The sequence below is a fragment of the Sphaerimonospora thailandensis genome (assembly GCF_016863115.1).
In the GTDB taxonomy this organism is placed as follows: domain Bacteria; phylum Actinomycetota; class Actinomycetes; order Streptosporangiales; family Streptosporangiaceae; genus Sphaerimonospora; species Sphaerimonospora cavernae.
The window spans coordinates 22,817-46,823 of record NZ_BOOG01000010.1 but is presented as its reverse complement, the minus strand read 5'-3'; the positions used below and the strand labels follow the sequence as shown (position 1 = coordinate 46,823).

Annotated in this window: 21 protein-coding genes; 14 read left to right on the top strand and 7 right to left on the bottom strand. The window is 69.5% G+C overall.

All coding sequences use genetic code 11. The features are described 5' to 3' along the window. The first annotated feature begins 109 nt into the window (after positions 1-109). Positions 110-2,302 carry a serine/threonine-protein kinase gene (locus Mth01_RS05060; RefSeq protein ID WP_204012043.1) on the top strand — a complete coding sequence of 731 codons (2,193 nt, stop codon included), beginning with the start codon at positions 110-112 and terminating at the stop codon, positions 2,300-2,302. Here Mth01_RS05060 and Mth01_RS05055 read toward each other — a convergent pair. The 3 genes from Mth01_RS05055 to Mth01_RS05045 form a co-directional block, all read right to left on the bottom strand. Next, positions 2,233-3,519 carry an ATP-binding protein gene (locus tag Mth01_RS05055; protein ID WP_204012040.1) on the bottom strand — a complete coding sequence of 429 codons (1,287 nt, stop codon included), beginning with the start codon at positions 3,517-3,519 and terminating at the stop codon, positions 2,233-2,235. The genes Mth01_RS05060 and Mth01_RS05055 overlap by 70 nt on opposite strands. A 211-nt stretch (positions 3,520-3,730) precedes the next feature. After that, positions 3,731-4,684, bottom strand: coding sequence for an SIS domain-containing protein (locus Mth01_RS05050; RefSeq protein WP_204012036.1), 954 nt, complete (start codon positions 4,682-4,684; stop codon positions 3,731-3,733). Positions 4,685-4,762: 78 nt separating this feature from the next. Continuing rightward, positions 4,763-5,884: a hypothetical protein gene (locus Mth01_RS05045; protein ID WP_204012033.1), complete on the bottom strand. Its 1,122-nt coding sequence runs from the start codon at positions 5,882-5,884 to the stop codon at positions 4,763-4,765. A gap of 127 nt (positions 5,885-6,011) precedes the next feature. On the opposite strand from Mth01_RS05045, the gene Mth01_RS05040 reads away from it, so the two are divergent. From Mth01_RS05040 to Mth01_RS05025, 4 genes are read left to right on the top strand one after another with little or no spacing between them, the layout of a single operon-like run. Further along, positions 6,012-7,103, top strand: a complete 1,092-nt coding sequence (locus Mth01_RS05040) for a polyamine ABC transporter substrate-binding protein (RefSeq protein ID WP_204012029.1) — start codon at positions 6,012-6,014, stop codon at positions 7,101-7,103. After that, a complete protein-coding gene (locus Mth01_RS05035; RefSeq protein ID WP_204012026.1) occupies positions 7,100-7,969 on the top strand; it encodes an ABC transporter permease in 870 nt (289 codons plus the stop codon). Before Mth01_RS05040 ends, Mth01_RS05035 begins: the two co-directional genes overlap by 4 nt. Next, on the top strand, positions 7,962-8,747 hold the full coding sequence (locus tag Mth01_RS05030) for an ABC transporter permease (RefSeq protein WP_204012023.1): 786 nt from the start codon (positions 7,962-7,964) through the stop codon (positions 8,745-8,747). Before Mth01_RS05035 ends, Mth01_RS05030 begins: the two co-directional genes overlap by 8 nt. Further along, the gene (locus Mth01_RS05025) at positions 8,744-9,829 is read left to right on the top strand and encodes an ABC transporter ATP-binding protein (protein WP_204012021.1); all 1,086 of its coding nucleotides are present in this window, start codon (positions 8,744-8,746) and stop codon (positions 9,827-9,829) included. The genes Mth01_RS05030 and Mth01_RS05025 overlap by 4 nt, the downstream gene beginning before the upstream one ends. A 32-nt stretch (positions 9,830-9,861) precedes the next feature. On the opposite strand, the gene Mth01_RS05020 is transcribed toward Mth01_RS05025, so the two are convergent. Continuing rightward, on the bottom strand, positions 9,862-10,479 hold the full coding sequence (locus Mth01_RS05020) for a TetR/AcrR family transcriptional regulator (protein WP_204012011.1): 618 nt from the start codon (positions 10,477-10,479) through the stop codon (positions 9,862-9,864). Positions 10,480-10,585: 106 nt separating this feature from the next. Here Mth01_RS05020 and Mth01_RS05015 point away from each other — a divergent pair, with 106 nt between their 5' ends. The 4 genes from Mth01_RS05015 (at position 10,586) to Mth01_RS05000 (ending at position 15,723) form a co-directional block, all read left to right on the top strand. After that, positions 10,586-11,860, top strand: coding sequence for a glycosyltransferase (locus Mth01_RS05015; RefSeq protein ID WP_204012008.1), 1,275 nt, complete (start codon positions 10,586-10,588; stop codon positions 11,858-11,860). After that, positions 11,857-13,248: an NAD(P)/FAD-dependent oxidoreductase gene (locus Mth01_RS05010; protein ID WP_204012006.1), complete on the top strand. Its 1,392-nt coding sequence runs from the start codon at positions 11,857-11,859 to the stop codon at positions 13,246-13,248. The genes Mth01_RS05015 and Mth01_RS05010 overlap by 4 nt, the downstream gene beginning before the upstream one ends. Before the next feature lie 105 nt (positions 13,249-13,353). After that, positions 13,354-14,751 (top strand): aminobutyraldehyde dehydrogenase, encoded by a 1,398-nt coding sequence (locus tag Mth01_RS05005; RefSeq protein ID WP_204012004.1) that lies wholly within the window; start codon positions 13,354-13,356, stop codon positions 14,749-14,751. A gap of 411 nt (positions 14,752-15,162) precedes the next feature. Next, on the top strand, positions 15,163-15,723 hold the full coding sequence (locus tag Mth01_RS05000; RefSeq protein ID WP_204012002.1) for a hypothetical protein: 561 nt from the start codon (positions 15,163-15,165) through the stop codon (positions 15,721-15,723). A 113-nt stretch (positions 15,724-15,836) separates the two neighbouring features. Here the strand turns inward: Mth01_RS05000 and Mth01_RS04995 are convergent, their stop codons facing one another. Then, on the bottom strand, positions 15,837-16,520 hold the full coding sequence (locus Mth01_RS04995; RefSeq protein WP_204012000.1) for a DNA alkylation repair protein: 684 nt from the start codon (positions 16,518-16,520) through the stop codon (positions 15,837-15,839). Next, entirely contained in the window at positions 16,517-17,194 is a 678-nt protein-coding gene (locus Mth01_RS04990) for a TetR/AcrR family transcriptional regulator (protein WP_239089368.1), read from the bottom strand. Before Mth01_RS04990 ends, Mth01_RS04995 begins: the two co-directional genes overlap by 4 nt. Before the next feature lie 165 nt (positions 17,195-17,359). Here Mth01_RS04990 and Mth01_RS04985 point away from each other — a divergent pair, with 165 nt between their 5' ends. The 3 genes from Mth01_RS04985 (at position 17,360) to Mth01_RS04975 (ending at position 21,279) form a co-directional block, all read left to right on the top strand. After that, positions 17,360-18,736, top strand: a complete 1,377-nt coding sequence (locus Mth01_RS04985) for an alkaline phosphatase D family protein (RefSeq protein ID WP_204011996.1) — start codon at positions 17,360-17,362, stop codon at positions 18,734-18,736. Between the two features lie 84 nt (positions 18,737-18,820). Beyond that, a complete protein-coding gene (locus Mth01_RS04980; RefSeq protein WP_204011993.1) occupies positions 18,821-20,350 on the top strand; it encodes a glycoside hydrolase family 3 protein in 1,530 nt (509 codons plus the stop codon). 50 nt (positions 20,351-20,400) lie between these two features. Further along, positions 20,401-21,279 carry an ATP-grasp domain-containing protein gene (locus tag Mth01_RS04975; RefSeq protein ID WP_204011990.1) on the top strand — a complete coding sequence of 293 codons (879 nt, stop codon included), beginning with the start codon at positions 20,401-20,403 and terminating at the stop codon, positions 21,277-21,279. Here Mth01_RS04975 and Mth01_RS04970 read toward each other — a convergent pair. Further along, positions 21,269-22,024, bottom strand: coding sequence for a glucose 1-dehydrogenase (locus tag Mth01_RS04970; protein WP_239089367.1), 756 nt, complete (start codon positions 22,022-22,024; stop codon positions 21,269-21,271). The genes Mth01_RS04975 and Mth01_RS04970 overlap by 11 nt on opposite strands. A 306-nt stretch (positions 22,025-22,330) precedes the next feature. Between Mth01_RS04970 and Mth01_RS04965 the strand changes: the two genes are divergently transcribed. Then, on the top strand, positions 22,331-23,101 hold the full coding sequence (locus Mth01_RS04965) for a GntR family transcriptional regulator (RefSeq protein ID WP_204011983.1): 771 nt from the start codon (positions 22,331-22,333) through the stop codon (positions 23,099-23,101). Between the two features lie 193 nt (positions 23,102-23,294). Next, a complete protein-coding gene (locus Mth01_RS04960; RefSeq protein WP_204011980.1) occupies positions 23,295-23,942 on the top strand; it encodes a GNAT family N-acetyltransferase in 648 nt (215 codons plus the stop codon). The last annotated feature ends 65 nt before the right edge of the window (positions 23,943-24,007 follow it).

The following is a 24,007-nucleotide window of genomic DNA, read 5'->3' as shown; positions in this document are numbered from 1 at the left end:
CGCAACGGGCAGGGACGGGAGTACAACCTGCGAGTGACACTAATGCTCCGGTGACAGTCGGCCTTTCGGATGGGACCTTGGTTCAGGGGCTATCCGAGGGGGCGGGGTCATGGACGCCTGGTCGGTCCCGGGATACCGGGAAGTGCGCGAGCTCGGGACGGGCGGCACCGGCAGGGTGGTGCTCGCGACCTATACCGCCACCGGGGCCTATGTCGCCGTCAAGTATCTGCGTGACGAGCTGAGGGGCGACCCCCTGTTTCTGGCCGGGCTCCGTCAGGAAGCCCGGATCATGGTGGAGCTCGACGACCCCGCCATCGTGCGGCTCTACGAATACGTCGAGGCCCGCGACGGCGCGGCGATCGTCATGGAGCTCATCGACGGAGTCTCGCTGCGCGCGATCCTCGCCCAGCACGGACCTACCGGCCCGGAGGCGGCACTCGCGGTGCTGAAGGGGTCGCTCAAAGGCCTGGCGGCCGCACACGCCGCGGGCATCGTGCACCGGGACTACAAACCGGAGAACGTGCTGGTCCAGGCCGACGGGACCAGCAAGCTCTCGGACTTCGGGATAGCCACGCCGAGCGGAGAGCCCGGTACGCCCGCCGGGACACCGCCCTATATGGCGCCGGAGCAATGGGACGGCGGACCCTCCGGCCCGGCCGCCGACGTCTACGCAGCCACCTGCGTGTTCTTCGAATGCCTCACCGGGCGCAAGCCGTACCGGGCCGAGCACCCGACAGCGCTGCGGCACCAGCACCGGAGCGCGCCGATCCCGGTCGTCGACGCGCCGGCCCCGGTACGCCGCCTCATGGCGCGGGGACTGGCCAAGAACCCGGCCGACCGGCCGGCCGGCGCCCGGGCGTTCCTCACCGAACTGGAGGCCGCGGCGGCCGGGGCGTACGGACCCGACTGGGAGCGGCGCGGCCGCCGCCGCCTCGCCGAACTGGCCACCCTGCTGGCGCTGACGTTCCCACTGGCGACCCCCGCCGAGCCGATCGAGGTGAGCACCTCGATCGCCCGGACCTCCCTCGGTCGCACCATGCTCGCCCGGACGCCACCCACCCGGAGGCCGTTCCGCCGTAGGTTGTTCCGGCGCAGGCCGCCCGGCCGGGCCATGCTCACCGGTCGGCAGATGCACTCGGGACCCCGGTTCACGATCGGCGCGGCCGTGCTGTCGGCGATGGTGATCGTGGCGATCGTCGCGGCGGATCGGGGCATTCCCTCCGCCCGGATGTTCACCCAGCCGAACAGACTCAGCCCGCCGCCGCACAGCCGAATCGTGCAACCGTCGCCGGGCCCGGGCGTGTCCTCACCCAGGCCGTCCGCGCCCTCCCCTGTGCCGCCCCGCGCGATGCCCGACTCGCACCCGACCGAAATGGCCCGCACCCGACTGGCCCCCACCCGACTGGCCCCGGCCAAAATGGCGCAGCGCGGTTCCGCGGCCGGACAGCCGATCTTCGGGTGGCCCATCGATCCCGACACGACCCGCGGGCCGACCGGTGGCCCCACCATCGAGCCTTCTGTCGAGCCTGCTGATGAGCAGTCCACCGCGCCGACGACGCCACCCATGAAGGTGACGGCGCTCGACATAACCGAGTTCGACGGCGATTCGGCGACGATCGGCGTGCAGACCACCAGTAGCGGGCGAGCACTGCTCATGGTCCGGTTCGCCGAGGGTTCCTCCCCCCGTCGGCTGGCCCCCGGCCCGCGCCGGACCATCCCCCTGCGTGGTGCGAACTCCTACGCGCAGACCGTCCGGTACGGCTTCCCGCCACCGGCCTGCGGCACCACCGTCTTCCGGCGGGTGACGGCCAGGACGATGCCGCAGGCGGCGGGCGGGACCCGGACCAGGCTGATGAAGGTGACGAGTGCGCCCTGCCCGTCCGTCTCCATCGACTCCTGGGACGGCACGGAGGCCACCGTACGGGTGACGACCAGAGGCACGACGGCCCCGGTGGATCTCACGATCACCTTCACGCAGCGGCTGACGCACAAGGGGCGAACCGCCGCCGTCCGGCGTGAAGCGACGAGGAAGCTGTCCGGATCGACGGACTACACGACGTCGTTCAAAGTGTCCTTCGACCAGCCGGAGTGCGGTTTCGAGGATGTCAGGACCGCCACGGTCACCACCTCACCGGGGGGCGCGACGGCCTCTGCCGACGTGGTGGCGAAAGGGCGCCCGTGCCCCCACGACGCGCCTCCGCCGACGCCCTCCCCGGCGCCCGAGATGACTGATCAGCGCGAGGTGCCGGAGCCTGGCCAGGGCCCGGCGTGGCCCCAGAGGGACGAGACGGGCATGGAGTAGATGCCGCCGCCGTGGGAGCCGGCGAAGGTTCCCAAATGCAGGACGGCTCCGGCGAGCATCCGATCACCCAGTCGATCCTTCAACCAGCGCAGATGCTTCGACGCCTCGCTGCCGGGGGAACTGCTGGCCTTGACCTCGAGGCCGACGACGCGGCCATCGGAGCTTTCGAGGATGAAGTCGATCTCCCGGCCGTCCCGGTCGCGGTAATGGTGGATCTCGAAGGGAGTCTCGCTGAATGTGCGCAGTTTGAGTAGTTCGGTGTAGACGAAGGTCTCTACCAGGCCGCCCAGGGCCGGATGCCCGGCAGGCAGCAGGGCGTCCTCGCTCACGTTGAGCAGGTGCGCGGCCAGGCCGGAGTCCGTCACGAACATCCGCGGAGACTTGGTGATTTTGGAGGTGAGGTTGGTGGACCAGGCGGGCACCTGTCCGAGTTGGAAGACGGTCTCCAGATAGATCGCGTACGTCTTGGCCGTGGCGGGGCTCAGGCCGGCGCCACGAGCGACGTCGGCGAGCACGAACGGACCTCCGGATCTCGCGGCGACCAGGCGCATGAGCGTGGGCAGCGCGCTCACCTGGTGGATTTGCGCGAAATCCGTGATGTCGCGAGTTGTCACGGTGGCGAGGTATCCGTCGTACCAGGCTTTCCTCAGTCGAGGATCGACGAGCTCAACGGCTTCGGGGAAGCCGCCCCGGGTGATGGCACGCAGATAGTCCTCCCGCCGCCAGACCGAGGAGCGGCCGAGCAGCGCGGTCGGGTCTTTGAACACCTGGTCGCAGAAGTCCGCCGGGCCGCCATGCAGTTCAGCACTGGCAAGCGGCCACAACTCGATGAACCCCGCCCGGCCCGCGAGCGACTCGGACAGATTTGGAACCGTGAGGAAGCGCGACGAGCCAGACAAGATGAACTGGCCACGGTGATTGGTCTCATCGACGACCAGTTTGATGCCGCGGACCAGCGCGTCGCCGCCGCGCTGCACCTCGTCGATCAGTGTGGGACGTGACTGGTAGCGGGGGAACCCTATGGGATCGTCCAGCGAGGCGCGCAGCGTCTCCTCGTCATCGAGCGACAGGTACTCGCCGCCGTGTTCCCTGTGGTAGGCCTGGAGCAGTGTGCTTTTGCCGCCCTGGCGGGGGCCGTTGACGATGACGACCCGGAGCCCTCCCGCAAGGAGTTCGAGCCGCGGCTCGGCCAGACGTGGAACGGTTCCCGGTAGCATGCCGACGAGACTAGCGGCACATCATCCAGTCGCTTGCTGATTTGTCGAACGTCGGCTCAAGCCCGTCCCATCGCGTCGTACGGCCCGTATCGCCCTCTCAAGACGCTCGTCCACGAACGCTCCCGATCGCTACTTGTGGAAAATGTTGGCCTCGCCCAGCGGACGCTGATCCAGCGGGCCGCTCGCTGGATCCTGCGTCAGACGGATCGAGCTATCCGCGCGCCCACCATATGGCGGCGACGAGCTCGGCCACCAGGGTCTCGGTGAGCAGCGCCACGTCGGGATCGGTGTCGTGCCGGTAGCGGATCGAGCCCGCCTGACCGGCGAGATCGCCTCCGATCGTGAGCACGGTGGAGCCGCGCCGCCTGATCCAGTCCATGGCCTGCTCGTCGTAGGGCGAGCCGGGGAACACGAGCGCCCGGTAGTCGCGGGTCTTGGTCAGATACACGTCCACGTGGGCCCAGTCACCGGTCTCGCAGGCGTCGGCCTGGCGGCGCGGACCTTCGCGGAACATGAGCGCGGACTGCTCGGCCGACGACAGCCGCTCGGCCGGCGCGATCGTGTAGACGCCGTCCGGCCCGTCCAGCAGCGCCCCGGCGTCCGCCAGCCATTCGACGCGCCGGTCGAGCAGGTCGGCCGTCGCCTCGGCGGCCCGCCGTACGAGCCCGGCGCCGCTCTCGCCGCTCCGGAAGCGGGCCGCCAGCGTGAGCAGGAGGGCCAGCGTGTGCTGGAACGTGCGGCAGGCCACGCCGCCGCGCTCCTCCCCGGCGGCCATCGGCACCACGAGGTCGGCGCCGTCGGTGACCGGGGACCCGGGCGCGTTCGTCATCGCCACGACGAACGACTCGCCGGTGTGGCGGGCCAGCGCGTCGAGCGTCTCCCGGCTGCCGCCGGTCGCCGAGATGGCCACGGCCACGGTCCGGGGGCCCGGTGGCGTGCCGAGCGAGGCGGAGGCGTATTCGGCGATCGCGTCGATCCCGGCCGCCCGGAGCCGCTGCGCGGCCACACCCGCGGCGTACCGGGAACTGCCCATGCCGAGGAAGACGATCCGATCGAAATCCTCGGGCAGGTTCTCGAACGGGTCACACCGTTCGAGTCGGTCGGCCAGCGCCCCCAGCGCCTCCGGCTTGGCCTCGAGATCCGCCCGATAGAGCCCGGCGTCCACCGCCACCCTCTCCCTCTTCTCGCGATCTTGAAGGAACTCGCACGCTCATGTGTCGGCGTGCCCAAACGGCTTTTGTGATCATGTAAACCATGAGCGCAGCACGCCCATGGGGGCATACCGCCAGCGTGGCAGGTGCCGCGCCGCGTAGATCAGCTCACGGCACTCCTGTTCGATCTCGAACGGCCGCAGCAGCGACCGGTCCAGCAGCTCCGCCCGGCCGGCCTCGTCGAGCGCCGCCGTGTACGCGCCGACCAGCTCGGATCGGGTGATCGTCACCCATCTCGCAACCTCGGCGGGATCGACTGTCCTGCGCCTGATCGCGACCTGACCGACGTGATCGAGGCTCGTGGCGAGCTGCGCCAGGTCGCGCGCCGCGGGCTGGAACGCCTCGGCGTCGTCCGCCGCCACCGTCGGATTGCCGTCGAAGTCGACCACGGCGTAACCGCCTCGCCACCGCAGGATCTGGCCCACGTGCAGGTCCCCGTGGATGCGGATCAGGGGCGTACGGACCGGCAGGGCGAGCGGGACGAGCTCGCCGCGCAGCACCGCGGCTCGGGCGGCCAGCCAGGCGCCGTCCGCGCTGTCCGCCACATTCTCACTGGCCGTCAGCGCGAGCGCCGCATCCAGCGCCTCCTCCGCCCTCTTCCCATAGACCACCGGTACGGCCTCGGCCGGCGGGAGCCGTACGGGATCGGGGAAGGTCCGCGACGGCGTCGCCATCGCCAGGTGCAACTCGGCGGCGAGCCGGCCGATCTCGGCCGCGAACTCCATGCCCCCGCGGACCGCCTCGTCCACGCACCACTCCCAGCCGTCCCGCGCGTCCGGCAGGTAAGCGGTCACCAGGGCGACCGGCGCGTCCTCCCAGAAGATCGCGGCGTACGGCCGGGCCGTACGGGCGAAGTCGGCGAGATGGGCGAGCGGGCCGAGAGCCGGATGCGGGCCGCGGACGGGCCGGGGGAACCACTTGACCACCACGCTCTCGCCCACGATCACCGAGTGGTTGGTCTGGTCGACCGTGATCGGGCGCTCCTCGTACGAGGCGGCCGGCAGCGGCGCGAACGAGCGTACGGAGAAAGGCGGTGGCGGGGCGGCGCCGTCCGCCAGGGCGCGCACGACCGACGAGGTGACGCCCTCGGCCGCCACCAGCGTGAGCGTCCCGTCGGATGCCTCCGCGACGTGCGGCCAGCGGGACGGTTCCACATGATCTCCTGAATTTAGATTCAACAAGAAACACAAACATAAAGGTCACGGTCGACAGACAAAGTCTTGTCTACGTTGAGCTGTCCTGCAACACTGGCCGCCATCCTCGTCCCAAGGGAGTCCCCACATGACACGTCGCGCACCCGTCGCCGTGGCCTCCGCCTGCCTGGCGTTCACTCTGACCGCGTGCGGCGGAGCCTCCACCACCGACTCCGCGCCCGCGACGCTCGACGCCAACGCGGATCTGTCGAAGCAGAGCCTGACGATCTCGATCTGGGACGGATACAGCCCGAAGGACCTGCCGGAGCGGGTGAAGGCGAAGCTCGGGTTCGACACCAAGGTCGCCATCCATGACACGAACGAGACCATCATGGCCAAGCTGACCGCCGGCGGCGACAGCGGCATCGACGTGGCGTTCGTGTCGGGGCAGTACGCGCAGGCGCTGAACGCCCAGGGCCTGCTGGAGCCGCTCCACGCCGACCTGATCCCGAACCTCAAGAACCTCTTCCCCGAGGCCGCCCAGCTCGCCTACGACAAGGGCAACACGTTCTCGGTGCCGTACACCTGGGGCACCACCGGCCTGTGCTACCGCAGCGATCTCGTCAAGACCCCGCCGACGAGCTGGAGCGACCTGCTGAACCCGCCGGCCGAGCTGAAGAAGAAGATCACGATGATGACCACCGAGCGGTGGCTGGCGCTGCCCGCGCTCAAGCTGCTCGGCGCATCGGTCAACACCACCGACCAGGCCGTGCTCGACAAGGCCAAGCAGATGCTGCTGAAGGTCAAGCCCGACCTGCTGGCCTACGACGACACGACGTTCGGCGACCGGCTCAAGTCCGGCGAGGCCGCGATGGCCGAGGCCTGGGACGGGTGGTGCCCGACGGCGGAGAAGAACATCAAGTTCGTGGTGCCGTCCGAGGGCAGCGACCTGTGGGCGGACACCATGGTGATCCTCAAGAGCTCCAGGAACAAGGAGGCGGCGCACGCCTTCATCAACTACATCCTCGACCCCGAGATCCACGGCTGGGTGGCGCAGAACATCCTGTACAAGATCCCCAACAAGGTGGCGATGGACGCCCTCGACCCCAAGTTGCTCGAGAGCTACCCGGCGCTGGCGCAGCCGCCCGCCGAGCTGCTCAAGGGTGAGAGCCTGATCGACCTCGGCGAGGCGTCCACCATGTACACCCGCCTGTCCACCGAGGTCTCGGCGGCGCAATGACGGGTACCGGACCGCCCGTCGCCGCCGTACGCAAGGCGGCGGGCCGGCTCGTGACGCTGGGCCCCGGGTTCGGCTTCCTGACCGTCTTCCTGCTGGTCCCGCTGGCGCTGGTGCTGAGCTACACCGTGTTCCGGCGGGGCCGGTTCGGCGGGGTCGTCCACGAGCCGACGGGGGAGAACTTCACCCGCCTCGCCGATCCGCTCTACCTCGACGTCGTGTTCGGCTCGGTGAAGCTCGCGGTGATCACAACGCTGCTGGCGCTGCTGCTCGGCTATCCGACGGCGTACATGATCGCCAAGCTGCCCGCGAAGTGGAAGGTCATCGCCCTGGTGGCGGTCGTGCTGCCGTTCTGGACGAACTTCCTGATCAGGACGTACGCCTGGATCGTGCTGCTCAACTCCGAGGGGATGCTCAACTCCGGGCTGAAGGCGCTCGGCCTCGGCCCGGTTGAACTGCTCTACACCGACGGCGCGATCGTCGCCGGGTTGCTGTACGCCTACCTGCCGCTGATGATCCTCCCGCTCTACTCGGCGATCGAGCGGCTGGACCCGAGCCTGCGCGAGGCGTCGGCGAACCTGGGCGCGCGGCCCGCCAGGACGTTCTGGTCGGTGACGCTTCCCCTGTCGCTGCCGGGCGTGCTGACCGGCTGCGTGTTCGTGTTCGTGCCGAGCCTGGGCAACTTCGTCATCCCCGAACTGCTCGGCGGGGGCCGCCGCATCATGGTCGGCAACCTCATCCGCGACCAGTTCCTCAAGGCCCGCGACTGGCCGTTCGGCTCGGTGCTGGCGCTGGCCGTGATCGCGGTGCTCGTACTGCTGCTGTTCGCCCAGGCATGGGCGGCGCGGAGGGCGGGACGCGATGCGTGACCGATCCGCCCGCCTGGGCTGGCTGCGGCTGCCCTTCTGGCTCACCTACCTGTTCCTGTACGCCCCGATCGCCGTGCTGGTGATCATGTCGTTCAACCGGGCGAAGACGCCGTACACGTGGGGCGGCTTCTCACTCGACTGGTACGGCAGGCTCGCGGAGAACGACTCGATCCGCGGCGGTCTGGTCAACACCCTGATCGTGGCGTTCGGGGCGACGGTGCTGTCGACCGTCCTCGGCACGCTGCTCGCCGTCGGCCTGGCGCGGTACACGAGGTCGCGGCTGCTCGACGCGCTCTCGACGCTGCCCGCGATCCTGCCCGACCTGGTCCTGGCCATCGGGCTCCTGGTGTTCTACACCGCGGTCAAGATGACGCTGGGCCTGCACTCTGTGCTGATCGCGCACACGGTCTTCGGCATGGCGTTCGTTTCCGCGGTCGTACGCGCGCGGCTCAGCCACATGGACACCTCGCTGGAGGAGGCATCCCGGGACCTCGGCGCGACCCCGATCACCACGTTCTTCACGGTGACGCTGCCCACGCTCGCTCCGGGCGTCCTCGCGGGCGCGCTGCTCGCCTTCACGCTCTCGCTCGACGAGTTCGTGATCGCGTTCTTCACGGCCGCGCCGTCCGAGCCGACCCTGCCGATCGTCATCTACTCGATGGTGCGGTTCGGCGTGACCCCCGAGATCAACGCGCTGGCGACGCTGCTGCTCGCGGTGAGCTTCACCGTGGTCATCGTCGCCCAGCGCATGACCAGGTTGACCGAGGCACTCAAATGACACTCATCTCCATCGACGGCGTCAGCCGGCGGTTCGGCCAGGTGACCGCACTCGACACGGTCAGCCTCGACATCCGGCAGGGGGAGTTCTTCGCCCTGCTCGGGCCGTCCGGCTGCGGCAAGACGACGCTGCTGCGCATCCTCGCCGGGTTCGAGCAGCCGGACGACGGCAAGGTGCTCCTCGACGGCGAGGACCTGCTGGCGGTCCCGCCGCACCGCCGCCCGGTCAACCTGATGTTCCAGTCGTACGCCCTGTTCCCGCACATGAGCGTCGAGAAGAACGTGGCGTACGGCCTGGAGCGGGAGAGGTTGCCCCGCCAGGAGATCCGCGACCGGGTCGGCGGGGTACTGGAGACCGTCGGCCTGGCGGCGCAGGCCCGCCGCAGACCGCACGAGCTGTCCGGCGGCCAGCGCCAGCGGGTCGCGCTGGCCAGGGCCATCGTCAAGCGGCCCCGTCTGCTGCTGCTCGACGAGCCGCTGTCCGCGCTGGACAAGAAGGTCAGAGCTGAGATGCAGCTTGAGCTCAAGCGGCTGCAGAACGAGGTCGGCATCACATTCGTGGTGGTCACCCACGACCAGGAGGAGGCCATGTCGCTCGCCGACCGCATCGCGGTGATGCGCGGCGGCCGGGTCGAGCAGGTCGACGCACCCGTGGACCTCTACGAACGGCCGCGCACACCGTTCGTGGCCGACTTCGTCGGCGCCAACAACCTCTTCGAGGGCCGGGTGACCGGCAAGGGGCTCGAGGTGGACGAGCTGGGTGTGCTGCCCGCACCCCCGTCCAGGCCGGGAGAGGGGGCCGGCCTCGCCGAGGGCTCACGTGCACTGCTGGCGATTCGTCCCGAGCGGATCCGTCTCACCCCGCTCACACGAAGTGACGAAGAACCGGGGGAGCATGGCGGCGGGCTGACGGGCGAGGTCGTGGACGTGAGCTTCTACGGAGGCACGTCGCACGTGGCCCTGAGCGTGCCGGGCCACGAGGGGCATGTGCTGGCAGCCACGCAGGGCCCCGCCCGGGTCGATGTCGGCGTACGGGTCGCCCTGAGCTGGGCCGCCGGCGACGCGACCCTCCTCCAGGTCTAGCTCCGGCCTGGCTCCGCCGCCCTCACGAGGGCCTAGCGGCGGGTGGTGGGCTTGAGGGGGTTGCCGGTGGCCAGGCGGGCGTGGTCGAGGATGAGCTCGACGGCCTTCTCCGGGTCGATGGAGTGGTGCCGGGCGATGATGCGGTAGCCGTACGCGTCCTCCAGCGCCACGAGGTTGCGGGCGATGATCTCGGAGTCCTGCGCCAGCGTGAAGACGCCGTGGGCGGCGCCCGTCTCCAGGATCGTCTGGTACATCGACACCTGCCGGTCGAACAGCGTGGTCAGCAGGGTGGCGTACACGCGGTTGCGTCCGGCCGCGCCGCCGAGCTCGCACAGCAGCCGGACGCCGGCGTCGTCGGGCCCTTCGGGCAGCCCGGACCGGATCGTGACGATGAGCTTCTGCGCGGGGTCGGCGATGCCGCTGATCTTCTTGACCCGTCGCTCGTAGAAGCGCTCCATCCCGGCCTGATGGGCCTCGATCAGAAGGTCGCGCAGGTTCGGGTAGTGGTACAGCACAGCGCCGGAGGTGAGGCCCGCCTCCTCGGCGATCTGGTTGAGGTGGACGCCCTCCGTGCCGTGCTGGATCATCGCCCGCCGAGCCGCGTCGATGAGGTCGAGCCGCCGGTCCGCCTTGCTCTTGCGCTGACTCATTCCACTCCGCTTCATCTGATGAGACAACATAATCTCCCAGCTCTTGACGGTTCTGCCAGTCTCGTATTTGAATCTCGGTTCAACTAGAGTTCCGAGGAGTCCCCAGATGACGGACAAGCCGCTGACGATCCTGTTCATGCCGGAGAGCGCCTACGGGCCGACCAACAACTGCATCGGCATCGGCGATGTCCTGCGCCGCCGCGGCCACCGGGTGGTGTTCGCGGCCGAGACGTCGTGGAAGGGGAAGCTGGAGGCGCTGGGCTTCGAGGAGGACCTGGTCGACCTCGAGCCGCCGGCCGAGGAGGAGCAGGACCCCGGCCAGTTCTGGAAGGACTTCATCCGCGACACCGCGCCGGAGTACCGCAAGAGCACCCTGGCGCAGCTCGAGACGGTGATCAAGCCGATCTGGCAGGCGCTCATCGACGGCGCCAAGTACTGCGAGCCGCGGCTCAAGGAGATCATCGAGCGGGTCCGCCCGGACGTCGTCGTCGAGGACAACGTCCTCGCCTTCCCGGCCCTCATGACGGCCGGCGTGCCGTTCGTCCGGATCGTGTCGTGCAACCCGCTGGAGGTGAAGGGGCCGGGCATCGCGCCGCCCTTCTCCGGGCTGCCGGCGGGCGGCACCGGCTGGGCGGAGTTCCGCGCCGAGTACGACAGGACCCACCGGGAGATGTGGACGGCCTTCAACGAGTGGGTCGTCGAGCAGGGGGCGCCGCCGCTGCGGGATCTCGAGTTCGTCCACGAGGGCAACGCTAACCTCTACGTCTATCCCGAGATCATCGATTACGTCGCCGACCGGCCGCTGGACGACTCCTGGACCCGGGTGGACTCGTCCGTACGGGAGACCGAAGAGGAGTTCACGCTCCCGGACATCCCCGGCGACGGCTCGCTGATCTACTTCTCACTCGGCTCGCTCGGCTCGGCCGACCTGGAGCTCATGCGCCGGGTGATCTCCGTGCTCGGCCGGACGCCGCACCGCTACATCGTCTCCAAGGGCCCGCTGCACGAGGAGATCGAGCTCGCGCCGAACATGTGGGGCGCCGAGTTCGTGCCGCAGACGAAGATCATCCCCATGGTCGACCTGGTGATCACGCATGGCGGCAACAACACGACCACCGAGGCGTTGCACTTCGGCAAGCCCATGATCGTGCTGCCGATCTTCTGGGACCAGTACGACAACGCGCAGCGGATCGACGAGACCGGCCTCGGTGTCCGCCTCGACACCTACGGCTTCGCAGACGAGGAACTGACCGGGGCCATCGACCGGCTGCTCGCCGACACCGAGCTACGGGCCCGCCTGGCGGCGGCGGGAGAGGAGATCCGCGGTCGTGACGGCCTACGCGCCGCCGCCGACGTGATCGAGAAGATCGCCGCGAAGTGATCAAGGATGCCGCGCCCCGGGTCTTCTGGACCGACAGGCCCGGGGCGCCCGGTCCCTGGGAGCCGCCGCGCACTCGCACGACGGCCGACCTGCTGATCGTCGGCGGCGGTCTCACCGGTCTGTGGGCCGCCGTGCTGGCCAAGCAGGAGAATCCCGCCTGCGACGTCGTCCTCGTCGAGCGCCGGTCGATCGCCTACGGCGCGAGCGGCCGAAACGGCGGATTCATCTCCGACTCGCTGACCCACGGCCTCGCCCACGGATCGCGCCGGTGGCCTTCGGAGATCGGGACGCTGCTCACGCTCGGCCGGGCCAATCTCGCGGCCGTCGCGGACTTCCTGGCGCACCACGGCATCGACGCCGACCTCCGGTTGGTCGGCAAGACCACGGTGGCGGTCGAGCCGTACCAGGTGGCGGAGCTGAGGCGGGCCGAGAAACTGCACCGCGAGCACGGCGAGGACGCGGTGTTCCTGGACCGTGACGAGATGCGAGCCGACGTCGACTCGCCCACCTATCTCGGGGGGCTTCGCCTGCGCGGCGCGGGCGGCCTCGTGGACCCGGCCGCGCTCACCTGGGGGCTGGCCCGGGTCGCCGAACGTCTCGGCGTCGCGATCCACGAGGACACCGAGGTGACCGCGTTGACGCGGGCAGGGGCCGGCGTCGAGGCGACCATGCGCACCACATCGAGACCGCCGGCCTGCGGCGTGGTGTACGCGGGGCAGGTGCTGCTGGCCACCAACGCCTTCCCCGCGGTCCTGCGCAGGCTGCGCAACTTCGTGCTGCCGGTCTGGGATTACGTGCTCGTCACCGAGCCGCTGTCACCCGCCCAGCGCGCCTCGATCCGCTGGGCGCAGGGCCAGGGCCTGACCGACGCCGGGAACCGCTTCCACTACTACCGGCTCACGGCGGACGATCGCATCCTCTGGGGCGGATACGACGCGATCTACAACTTCGGCGGCTCGGGCAGCGAGCAGCGAGACGCCACGCACAAGCGGCTCGCCGTACACTTCTTCGAGACGTTCCCGCAGCTCCACGGCCTTCGCTTCACCCACAGATGGGGCGGGATGATCGACTCGACCAGCCGGTTCACCCCGTTCTTCGGTACGGCCATGGGCGGACGGGTGGCCTATGCCCTCGGCTACACGGGCCTCGGCGTCGGGGCGTCGAGATTCGGCGCGTTGGTCGGCCTCGATCTGCTGGCCGGACGGTCCACCGATTGGACGCGGCTTCGAATGGTCCGGCGTCATCCGGTGCCGTTCCCGCCGGAGCCGCTGCGCTGGCCGGTGGTGGAGGTCACCCGCCGGGCGCTGGCCCGAGCCGACGACAACGAAGGCCGCCGCGGTCCCTGGCTACGTCTCCTGGACCGCTTCGGTGTCGGCTTCGACAGCTGAACCACCCGCCGCGCTTCCCGGCATCCGCTGCTCGCGGGAAGCGCCGCCCACCCAGAGGAACGCCGCCTATCCAGAGGAACAAGGTACGGACGACAGGGGAGTCGCATGGCCACTTTGATCAATCCCGCCGACGGGCGCGTGCTCGGCGAGGTGCCGGAAACGACCGCGGAGGGCGTGGCGGCAGCCGTACGGGCGGCCCGGGAGGCGTACGAGCAATGGCGCGAGACGACGCCGGGGGAGCGGGCACGGGTGCTGCTGCGCCTGGCCGACCTGGTCGAGCAGGACGCAGAGGAGCTGACCCGGCTCGAGGTCGAGGAGACCGGCAAACCGGCGGCGGTGTTCCGGGACGGCGAACTGCCGTTCGCCGCCGACAACCTGCGCTTCTTCGCCGGGGCGGCCAGGTCGCTCGAGGGGACCGGGGCCGGCGTTTTCAGCCCTGGTTACACCTCGGTGCTGGTCAGGCGACCGGTCGGGGTCGTCGGCTCGATCGCGCCGTGGAACTTCCCGTTCGTCATGGCGGTCTGGAAGATCGGACCGGCGATCGCCGGCGGCAATGCCGTCGTCATCAAGCCGGCGCCGACCACGCCACGCAGCACCCTGCGGTTGGCAGAGCTGTTCGCCAAGGCGGGCGCACCGGAGGGGCTGCTGCGGGTGGTGACCGGAGGAGCCGAGGTGGGCCGGACGCTTGTCACCGATCCGGGCGTGGACATGGTCAGCGTCACCGGATCGACCGAGACCGGCCGCGCGGTCATGCGGGGCGCGGTCGACGGGCTCAAGCGGGTCCACCTGGAACTGGGCGGCAAGGCCCCGGCGCTGGTCTTCGCCGACGCGTCACTCGAGGAGATGGCGGCCGGGGTCGTGATGGGGGCCACCTACAACACGGGCCAGGACTGCACCGCCGCCACCCGCGTCTACATCGAGAGGCCCCGGTACGCCGAGGCGGTGGAGGCGCTGCGCGAGACACTGGCGCGGGTGCGGCCGGGCGACCCCTGGGCCGCCGACTCCGACATCGGCCCGCTGATCTCGGCGGCCCACCGCGAGCGGGTGCACGGCTTCGTGTCCCGGGCGTCCGGCCGGATCGTCTGCGGTGGCGCGCCGATGGACGGGCCCGGTTTCTACTACACACCGACGCTCATCGCCGATGTCGATCAGTCGAGCGAGGTCGTCCAGGGCGAGATCTTCGGCCCGGTGCTGGTGGCCATGCCGTTCGACGGCGAGGACGAGGCGGTCAGCCTCGCCAACGGCACGCCGTACGGCCTCGCCTCGTCGGTCTGGTCGAGCGACGTCTCCCGGGCGCTGCGCGTGTCCCATCGGCTGGACGTGGGCGTGACCTGGGTTAACGACCACCTGCCCATCGCCTCGGAGGCGCCGCACGGCGGGGTCAAGGGCAGCGGTTTCGGTAAGGACATGAGCCAGGAGGCGGTGCGGGAATACTCGGTCACCCGGCACCTCATGATCAAGCATGCGGCGCCGGCGGCACGTGACTCCTTCCGTCCCGCCTGACGAAGTCCTCACTGACCAGACGACAGTTCCCATACTGACCATTCGACCCGGGGCCGGGGACCGGCCCCGGGTTCTTTGTTCCATATTCATGCTATTTAGTCAGCATATGTCCCGGTTCTGTGGTCGCCGGTGTGAGATGCCCCGCAGTTGTCTTCGCGGCCGACGCCGGTCCGATTTGTCCGCATGGATAAAACGGACATATTACTACAATAGGGGTGTTTATTGCATGAAGGCATCTATAAAGCGATAATGCCAGCCTAAAAGCTGCAGGTGGCTGTTTATGGTCGCATCCAGCTGGAAATCAACATGCACAGGAAAGGTAACCGACAATAGACTGCGAGGGCATTCATCCATATATTCGGGATTGATGTCTCGGGAAAAATCACAGAACGGGGGAACAACAATATGACGATGTTCGCGAAGGTTATCGCAGGGCTGGCGCTCGGCACCGCGCTCGCCGGTGGCATCGTGGCCCTGGGGGCCACCGCCGCCGGGGCCAGCACCGGCCCGGACAACAACCGCCTCATCAACAACAACAACGACTACATGCACAACAACCACTGGTTCTCTCCGCAGAACAACTGGTGGAACCAGCTGGGCAGGGCCGACAACCGGAACGGTCGCGAAGCGCTCGGCATGGCCGTGAAGGACGTCGTGCTCGGGTTCCAGCAGAAGGACAACCGGGACGACAAGCAGTTCCTCAACAACTGGTGGAACAACCGCGCGATGTTCGGCGGCAACAACGCGTTCGGCAACAACCGGAACATCAACGAGCACCCGCTCCAGCGGAACCGTGGGGTGAACCAACCCGTGCTCGTTCAGCCGGTCCAGCGTGAGCGGGTGATCCAGCCGGTCCAGCGTGAGCGGGTGATCCAGCCGGTCGCGGTCCAGCCGACCCAGCAGCGGGTGATCCAGCCGACTCTGCCGTTCAACAGGTTCCCGCGGTTCGGCGAGGGGCTCGGCGGCTTCTGAGCAGGGTGTGGCCTGCCGCTTTTCCCGGCGCCTGAGCCGACATTCAGGTCGCAGCGGTTCTTCCCGGCCGCCCGCAAGGGCGCGCCGGGGAGGACCGCAGGCGTCTCCCCAAGTCAGGAGACGGGCACGTTGCGCAGCGCCTCACGCCGGCTCAGGCCGCTGATGCCCTGGTGGTTCACATAGCGGACCACCTCGTCCGGGTCGGTCTTGGCGTACTCGCGAAGCGCCCAGCCGATGGCCTTGCGGATGAAGAACTCGGTGTCCGACAGATTCGGCTCGATGCACGCGTACAGCAGGCCGAGATCCGTACCCTTCTTGAACGCGTTCTGACACAGGATCGCGGCGCGCCGCTTCCACATGTCGGCGTCGCCCGCCCACTCCAGCATGAGCGGGCGCATCGCGTCGGGATAGCGCTCCAGCAGCGTGCCGATCCGGTGCACCGCTATGTCGTCGACCACGTCCCACCAGGCACCCGTGACGATCATTTCTTCGTACATCGGCACTGTGTAGAGCGTCTGCCACGACTGGTAGTAACGGTGGGCGGCGAGCTCGATCGCGGCGTACCGCTCCTCGCGGTACTCGGCCTCCCGCCACAGGGAGAGTACGGCCCTGCGCCACTCGGGCGCCGATTCCAGGCGATGCTCCCGGAAGACTCGCCGCAGGGCGTTCCGGCGTGGCACGGACGTCACACCGAGAAACGGCATGACCGATTTCATGTAGGCGGTCATGGCCGGGGCGCGCGAGGGGTCTGCCACCTCGGTCAGCGCGAGCCGTACCTCCTCGACAAGCGTCGTCATCGTGATCCGCCGGTCTCGTCGCCGGAGGCGAGGCCGTCGAAAAGTACCTTGACGAAGTGGTCGGCGAGGGCGCCCGTGTCCAGGTGACCGTCGGGGCGGAACCACCGTGCGGTGACCCAGACCGTGTCGCGGATCATCCGGTAGGTGAGTTTGGGATCCACGTCGGAACGGAACTGTCCCACGGCCTGGCCGCGCCGGATCTGCTCCACCCACATGCGCTCGACCTCGTCCTCGGCCCGATCCAGGTAGCCGAAGCGGTCGTCGGGCAGTGACCGCAGGTAGCTCCAGTCGTTCTGCATCACCGTGATGGCCGCGCGGTGCGCGTCCAGGGATCCGAATCCGACCCGCACCATCTCCGAAAGGACCGACCGGGGGTCGCCGTCGCCGCTCAGCGCCGCCCGGTAGCGGGCGGTCACGTCGTCGAGGAAGGTACGGAGAACCTCGTCGACGATGGTTTCTTTGGAATCGAAGTGATGGTAGAGGCTCCCCGAGAGGATGCCGGCCTCCAGGGCGATCTCCCGGACCGTGGTGGCCTGGAAGCCTTTTCGTGCGAAGAGCTCGGCGGCGAGTTTCACGAGGTGATCGCGGCGATCTGACGCGCCCGCGCCGGTGGCGACCGCTCGCGTCGCCCGCGTCGCGGCGGAGGCGGCGCCTGAGTTCTTTCGCTGGCTCACGGGCTCCATTATGGGCTCTCAAGCAAGGGCTCGCTCAAAATTCCGACATTCCCCCGTCCTGACCAGCTGCGATCCGCATTCCCGCGTGATCGCCTCCCCGAACCTCCGGCTGCACGGCCCCGCAGCCACGACCGCAGTCACTTTGCCTGCGGCAGGATCTGAAACATGGCCAAATCTGGTTATCCATTTACGCTCGGAGTCGCTTCGGGGGAACCGTTACCCGATGGTGTGGTCCTGTGGACCCGGCTGGCTCCCGATCCGCTGAACGCGAAGCGGCCGGGCGGCATGCCCGATCGGACCGTGTCCGTGCGTTGGCAGCTCGCCGAGGATCGTGCGTTCGCCCGCGTCGTCCAGACCGGAACCGCGGCGGCCCAGCCGGAATGGGCGCACAGCCTCCACGTCAGGGTCGCCGGGCTGCGACCGGGCACGGAGTACTTCTATCGGTTCTCCGTCGACGACCACGTCAGCCCCGTCGGCCGTACCAAGACGGCTCCGGCGCCGGACTCCACCGACCCCGTCCATTTCTGCTTCGCGTCGTGCCAGCGCTACGAGCACGGCTATTTCACGGCGCTGCGCCATCTCGCCGACGAGCGGCCCGACGTGGTGCTCCACCTCGGCGACTACATTTACGAGTACGGCAAGCCGAAGCAGCCCCGCCCGGGCCGCTACGTACGTCCGCTGGAGTCGGAGGCCGAGTGCACCACGCTGGCCGCCTACCGCAGGCGCTACGCGCGCTATCACATGGACCCCGACCTCCAGGCGGCGCACGCCGCCGCGCCGTGGCTCGCGCTTCCCGACGATCACGAGGTGCGGGACAACTGGGCCGGGGGGCTGCCGGGAAACGGCAGCAGCCCGTCGGCCTTCCTCAAACGCCGAGCCGCCGCCTTCCAGGCGTACTACGAGCATCTGCCGCTGCGGGTGCGCCCGACCGGGCCGGATCTGCGCAACTACCGCTGGCGGCCGTACGGACGGGTGATCGACTTCATGCTCGCCGACACCAGGCAGTACCGCGGCGGCCGGGACATGCTCGGCCGTGAGCAGGAAGAGTGGCTGATCAGTCGGCTGAAGGGCGCGACGGCCAGGTGGAAGGTGCTCGCGCAGGCCGTGTTCTTCGCCCAGCGGCGATTCCCGAACGGGACGCTGAGCGCCGATGCCTGGGACGGCTTTCCCGACTCCCGCGCCCGCGTCCTCGCGAACGCCCCGGACGGGCTGGTGGTGCTGGGCGGCGACGTGCACAACAACTGGGCCTGCGATCTGCGCGCCGACTGGTCCGATCCGGCGTCGGCGCCGCTCGGCGTCGAGTTCGTCGGCACGTCGGTCACCAGCCTGCCGCCCGACACCGACGCGAAGGCGATCCTCGCCGCCAATCCGCACATCGAGTTCTTCGACGGCCACCGGGGCTACGTCTCCTGCAGGGCGAGCATGGACGACTTCCGCGCCGACTACCGAGTGGTCGGCTACGTGGACCGGCCGGGCGCACCGGTGTCCACGGCCGCAGTTTTCACGGTCGAGAAGAACCGGTTACGCCGGGCCGACCTGTGAGATTCCGCCGTTCGGCGGACTAGCAAATAGGAAACTTTCCTATTAGATTGCGGGCATGCCTCAACACTCCCTCATGGGCGCAGCATGAAGCGAAGCCCGGATCTGCTCCGTCTGGCGGACACGGTCATCCTGCCCGGTTTCGAGGGCACCACGGCTCCCGACTGGGTGCGGCGCCGGATCGGCGACGGACTCGCGGGGGTCGTGCTCTTCTCCCGGAACATCGCCACCCCGGCCCAGCTCGGCGGCCTCACTGCGGCCCTGCGCGCGGAGAGCCCCGACATTCTCATCGGCATCGACGAGGAGGCCGGGGAGGTGACCCGCCTGGAAGCGCGCACGGGCAGTTCGCGGCCGGGAAACTACGCGCTCGGCGTGGTCGACGACGAGGAACTGACCGAGCGGGTGGCCCGCGACATCGGGCGGGACCTGCACGACGCCGGGATCAACCTGGACTTCGCCCCGGCCGCCGACGTCAACTCCAACCCCGACAACCCGGTGATCGGACTGCGCTCGTTCGGCGCGGACCCGATGCTGGTGGCGAGGCATACGGCGGCATGGATCCGCGGCCTGCAGTCCACCGGCGTGGCCGCCTGCGCCAAGCACTTCCCCGGTCACGGCGACACGTCGGTCGACTCCCACCACGGGGTGCCGAGGGTCGGGGTCTCCCGGGAGGAGCTCGCCGAAGTCGAGCTGTGGCCGTTCCGGGCCGCGATCCGTGAGGGCGTGCGCTGTGTCATGACCGGCCACCTGCTCGTCACCGCCTACGACGCCGAGCGGCCGGCCACGCTCAGCCCGCGCATCCTCACCGGCCTGCTGCGCACCGAGCTCGGCTTCGACGGCCTCATCGTCACCGACGGCATCGAAATGGCCGCGGTGTCGGGGGCGTACGGCATTGGCGGCGCGAGTGCGCTCGCCGTCGCGGCGGGGGCGGACGCGGTCTGCGTGGGCGGGGAGAACGCCGACGAGGCCACCCTGGACCGCATCCGCGAGGCGATCGTCGACGCGGTCACCGGGGGCGCGTTGCCGGAGGATCGGCTCGCCGACGCGGCGGCCCGGGTGCGGGCACTCGCCGCCTGGCTCGCGGACCGCACCGCCTGGGACGCCCCGACGGTTTCCGGGGAGGGGGACACCACGGTGGAGATCGGCCTGGCGGCCGCGCGCCGTGCCGTACGGATCACTCGCCGGCCGGGAGCCGAGGCCGTGCTCCCCCTGACGGCGGCCCCGCACGTGGTGGAGCTGGCGCCGGAGACCAATCTGGCGATCGACAAGGGCATGCCGTGGGGGGCCGGTGAGCCGCTGAGCAAGCTGCTGCCGGGCACCACGGTCACCCGCCTGACCGAGCCCGACGTCGTCGGGCCGGGCGGCGACATGTCGGACGCGGTGCTCGATCAGGCCGCCGACCGGCCGCTCGTGCTGGTCGTACGGGACGCCCATCGTCATCTCTGGCAGCTCGGCCTGGTGGAGCGGCTGCTCGCCGCCCGGCCGGACGGCGTCGTCGTCGAGATGGGCCTGCCCGGCCGCACCGACCTCGGCGTGGCCCACATCGCCACCCACGGCTCGGCCCGGGTCTGTGGCCAGGCGGCCGCCGAGGCGCTGACCGGAGTGGTTCCCGGGTGAGCGGTGCGTCTCCGTAGCATGGGTTCGCACCTGGTAACGGAGGGAGCACGATGAAGGTTGCGTACGTCACCACCGGCCATCCGGTGGCCGGCCATGACGACGAGCGAGAGATCGTCCTGGCGGCCTGGTACGGCGCCGGCATCGAGGGCTCACCGGCGGCGTGGGACGACCCGCGCGTCGACTGGTCGTCGTTCGACGCCGCCGTCGTCCGATCGACCTGGGACTACATCGACAGCAGGGACGGTTTCGTCGCCTGGGCTCACCGGGCCGGGACGGCGACGAGGCTGTTCAATCCCGCTTCAGTGATCGAGTGGAACACCGACAAGACCTACCTCAAAGACCTCGGGGTGCCGATCGTGCCGACGTGCTGGGCCTCACCCGGGGCCCGGTTCTCCGGGAAGGGTTCGTCCGAGGGCGGGTTCCCGGACTGGGACGAGTACGTGGTCAAGCCGGCGGTCTCGGCCGGGGCGCGCGGCGCGCTGCGGACCGCCGACCGGGTGGCGGCCGAGAAGCACGCGGCCGGGCTCCTCGACGAGGGTCGGACGGTCATGATCCAACCGTACCTCCGGACCGTGGAGCACGAGGGCGAGCTCTCGCTGCTGTACTTCGGCGGGCAGTTCAGCCACGCCGTCCGGCGCCACCCGATGCTGTCGGACACCAGGCGCACGACCGAGGAACGGGCGACGCTGCGAGATCCGGACGACGACCAGTTCGCCCTCGCCGAGCGCGTTCTGGATCAGTGCGCGCGCCGCTTCCCAGGAGAGGCGCCGGCGGACCTTCTCTACGCCCGGGTCGACCTGGTCCGGATGCCGGACGGCGAGCCGGTGCTCATGGAGCTCGAAGTCGTCGAGCCGTACCTCTTCCTCCGGTACGAGCTCGCGGCCCCCGACATGTTCGCGCAGGCTCTGGTCGAGCTGCTCAGGCGGTGAGGCCGCCGTCGACGGGGATGACAGTGCCGGTGAGGTATGCGCCCGCACGGGAGGCGAGGAAGACGGCCGCTCCGGCCATGTCATCGGGCCGGCCGATGCGGCCCAGCGGGATCTGGCTCTCGACGGCGCCGCGCATCGCGGGGTCGTCCAGCACGAATGCCATCATCTTCGACTCGAACGGCCCGGGCGCGATGGCGTTCACCGTGATGGATTCGCGGGCGAGCCGGTGGGCCAGATGCCGGGTCAGCATGTGCACCCCCGCCTTTGAAGCCGAGTAGGCGTAGTGCTCCATCGCGGAGACGCGGATGCCGTCCACCGAGCCCACGTTGATGACGCGGGCCGGGTCGTCGGCCGAAGCGGCGGCGCGCAGCAGGGGCAGGAACCGCCGCGTCAGGAAGAACACGCCCTTGACGTTGATGTTCCAGACCTTGTCGAAGGCGTGCTCGGGATATTCCTCGAGCGGCGCGCCCCAACTCGCTCCCGCGTTGTTGACGAGCACGTCGAGCCGGCTCTCCCGGGCCGACACGGCCTCGACCAGGGTCTCGACCCCCTCCGCCGTCGACAGGTCCGCCTGGACGGCGTGGCAGCCCAGTTCGGCGGCGGTGGCCTCCAGTTCGTCCTTCTTCCGAGAGGAGATGTAGACGGTCGCGCCCGCGTCCCGGAAGCCCTTGGCGATCATCTTGCCGATCCCACGCGAGCCGCCCGTGACGACCACGGTCTTGCCGTCCACAGAGAACAGGGTCATACCCGGAAGCATACCGATCAGTCGGTTCCCGTACGGAGGCGTGGGCTGGGGCGGTCGTGAATGAAAGGCGTCCTGGCGGGTGTGGGGGACCCGCCAGGACGCGCCCGCCCCGGCTGGGGGCTTCGACCTCGGCGAGGGTTGAGGTCGAAGCCCCGGTCAGCCGGGGGGATCGATGGACATACCCAATGGATGGATTTGTACCAACGTTTGGATAATCGCGGTCCAGCGCGCTCTGGTCAAGGGGTTGTTCCCCCTTTCAGGGAGATCGTCTAGATTTGTTGGAACAAAAGGTGGGATTGAGGAAAGATGGCACGGTCGTCGCTCTACCAGCAGGTGGCCGCCGAGGTGCGGCGGGCCATCTACACCGGCGAACTCGCGCCAGGCGACCAGATCCCGACCGAGACCGACCTCATGGAGGCGCACGGCGTCAGCCGCAACACCGTGAGACTGGCCCTGGGCGAGCTGGAGAACGAGGGCCTCATCCTGCGGATGCGTCGCCGTGGAACGTTCGTACGGGAGCGTCGTCCTCTGCTGATGCGCCCTCAGGACGAGTTCCCGTCCCGCGACCAGGACGTCGATCGCCGCCTCGACTCGTTCGTGCACGCGGTCACGTCGGAGGGCCGCAACCCCGACCAGAACATCGAGGTGTCCATCGTCGAACCGCCCGAGGACGTCGCCACGCGGCTCGCCCTCGCCGACGGGGGCCTCGCCGTCGTCCGACGCCGCCTGCGGTTCGTGGACGGTCAGCCGTACAACACCAATGACTCGTATTTCCCCCTCGACCTGGTGGCGGATTCGGAGATCGCCAGGCCCGGGAACATCACCCGCGGAGCGAACCGGGTCCTGGAGGAGCTCGGCCACCCGCAGACGAGGGTCGTCGACGACATCTCGGCGCGGATGCCGACCTCGGACGAGACGCTGCGACTGCGCCTGGAGCCCGGCACGCCCGTCGTCGTCCATGTCCGGGTGGGCTACGACGGGGAGGACGCGCCGGTACGGGTCGCGGTGTCGGTGCTCCCGGCCGACAAGCACCTGATCCGATACGAGCTGGAACGTCAGCCGGCTTCTCGGCCGTAAACGACCGAGCCCGCACCCCCCCGCCGTCGATGGCTTCGGCGGCCCGGCTCACGTACGGTGCGCCCGCCCCGTCGCAGCTCCCTCGCCCGAGGGGTCCTCCCCGCTGTTCCGCCGCCGGGAGCAGGTCGCCGCGCCGCACCCTCGTCACCCTCTGTGATCGCAACGAATCCCACAGCATCGAAAGGACTTCGCCATGCGCGCGAACACTCTGAGCCTGCCTGCCAGGCTCACGCTCACTCCCCGCCGTGCCACGCCGGATGACCTGCGGGCCGTGCTCGGGCTGCTGGCCGAGACAGCCCGCTGGCTGGACTCGCTCGGCGTACGGCAGTGGCCGGCGGAGGGCTTTCCCGCCGGACGGATCGAACCGCTCATCGGAGCCGGGGCGATGTACGTCCTGGACGACGACGCCGTCACCGGCGCCCTGGCGGCCACGATGGCGCTGGACGGTCATGCCGATCCCGAGTTCTGGCTGCCCGCCGACCGTCCCGCTGACGCGCTGTACGTCCACAAGCTCGCTGTGAGCCGGGCTCACGCGGGCGAGGGGCTGGGCGAGGCCCTGCTCGCCTGGGCCGCACTGCGCGCCGGCACCCTCGGCCGCCGGTTGCTGCGGCTCGACTGCGCCAAGGACAACGCGCGGCTGCAGGCGTACTACCGCGACGCCGGATTCCGGCACGTGCGCACGGTCGACCTGCCGCATCGGGCATCGGGAGCGCTGTTCGAGCGCCGGGCTTCGGGCGTGCCCGCCCCGCGCGCGGCCGCGGGTCCGCTCCTGCAACGGGCCGCTGAGCACGGCCCGGCGCATCGAGGCTCATTGACGACAACAATCGCCACAAGAAGCTAGTTGAGCCTCGAACGGGAACGGATGTCAGCGGATGCCATATGGCGCCGCAAATGGACTCGATACTG

Bases quoted from the DNA above. Each gene is read 5' to 3' on its own strand.
- Mth01_RS05015 (WP_204012008.1), top strand. From the start codon at position 10,586: ATGACGGACAAGCCGCTGACGATCCTGTTCATGCCGGAGAGCGCCTAC.
- Mth01_RS05000 (WP_204012002.1), top strand. From the start codon at position 15,163: ATGTTCGCGAAGGTTATCGCAGGGCTGGCGCTCGGCACCGCGCTCGCC.
- Mth01_RS04965 (WP_204011983.1), top strand. From the start codon at position 22,331: ATGGCACGGTCGTCGCTCTACCAGCAGGTGGCCGCCGAGGTGCGGCGG.
- Mth01_RS04980 (WP_204011993.1), top strand. From the start codon at position 18,821: ATGAAGCGAAGCCCGGATCTGCTCCGTCTGGCGGACACGGTCATCCTG.
- Mth01_RS04970 (WP_239089367.1), bottom strand. From the start codon at position 22,024: ATGACCCTGTTCTCTGTGGACGGCAAGACCGTGGTCGTCACGGGCGGC.
- Mth01_RS05030 (WP_204012023.1), top strand. From the start codon at position 7,962: ATGCGTGACCGATCCGCCCGCCTGGGCTGGCTGCGGCTGCCCTTCTGG.
- Mth01_RS04995 (WP_204012000.1), bottom strand. From the start codon at position 16,520: ATGACGACGCTTGTCGAGGAGGTACGGCTCGCGCTGACCGAGGTGGCA.
- Mth01_RS04985 (WP_204011996.1), top strand. From the start codon at position 17,360: ATGGCCAAATCTGGTTATCCATTTACGCTCGGAGTCGCTTCGGGGGAA.
- Mth01_RS05035 (WP_204012026.1), top strand. From the start codon at position 7,100: ATGACGGGTACCGGACCGCCCGTCGCCGCCGTACGCAAGGCGGCGGGC.
- Mth01_RS05020 (WP_204012011.1), bottom strand. From the start codon at position 10,479: ATGAGTCAGCGCAAGAGCAAGGCGGACCGGCGGCTCGACCTCATCGAC.
- Mth01_RS04975 (WP_204011990.1), top strand. From the start codon at position 20,401: ATGAAGGTTGCGTACGTCACCACCGGCCATCCGGTGGCCGGCCATGAC.
- Mth01_RS05025 (WP_204012021.1), top strand. From the start codon at position 8,744: ATGACACTCATCTCCATCGACGGCGTCAGCCGGCGGTTCGGCCAGGTG.
- Mth01_RS05055 (WP_204012040.1), bottom strand. From the start codon at position 3,519: ATGCTACCGGGAACCGTTCCACGTCTGGCCGAGCCGCGGCTCGAACTC.
- Mth01_RS05060 (WP_204012043.1), top strand. From the start codon at position 110: ATGGACGCCTGGTCGGTCCCGGGATACCGGGAAGTGCGCGAGCTCGGG.
- Mth01_RS05040 (WP_204012029.1), top strand. From the start codon at position 6,012: ATGACACGTCGCGCACCCGTCGCCGTGGCCTCCGCCTGCCTGGCGTTC.
- Mth01_RS05005 (WP_204012004.1), top strand. From the start codon at position 13,354: ATGGCCACTTTGATCAATCCCGCCGACGGGCGCGTGCTCGGCGAGGTG.
- Mth01_RS04960 (WP_204011980.1), top strand. From the start codon at position 23,295: ATGCGCGCGAACACTCTGAGCCTGCCTGCCAGGCTCACGCTCACTCCC.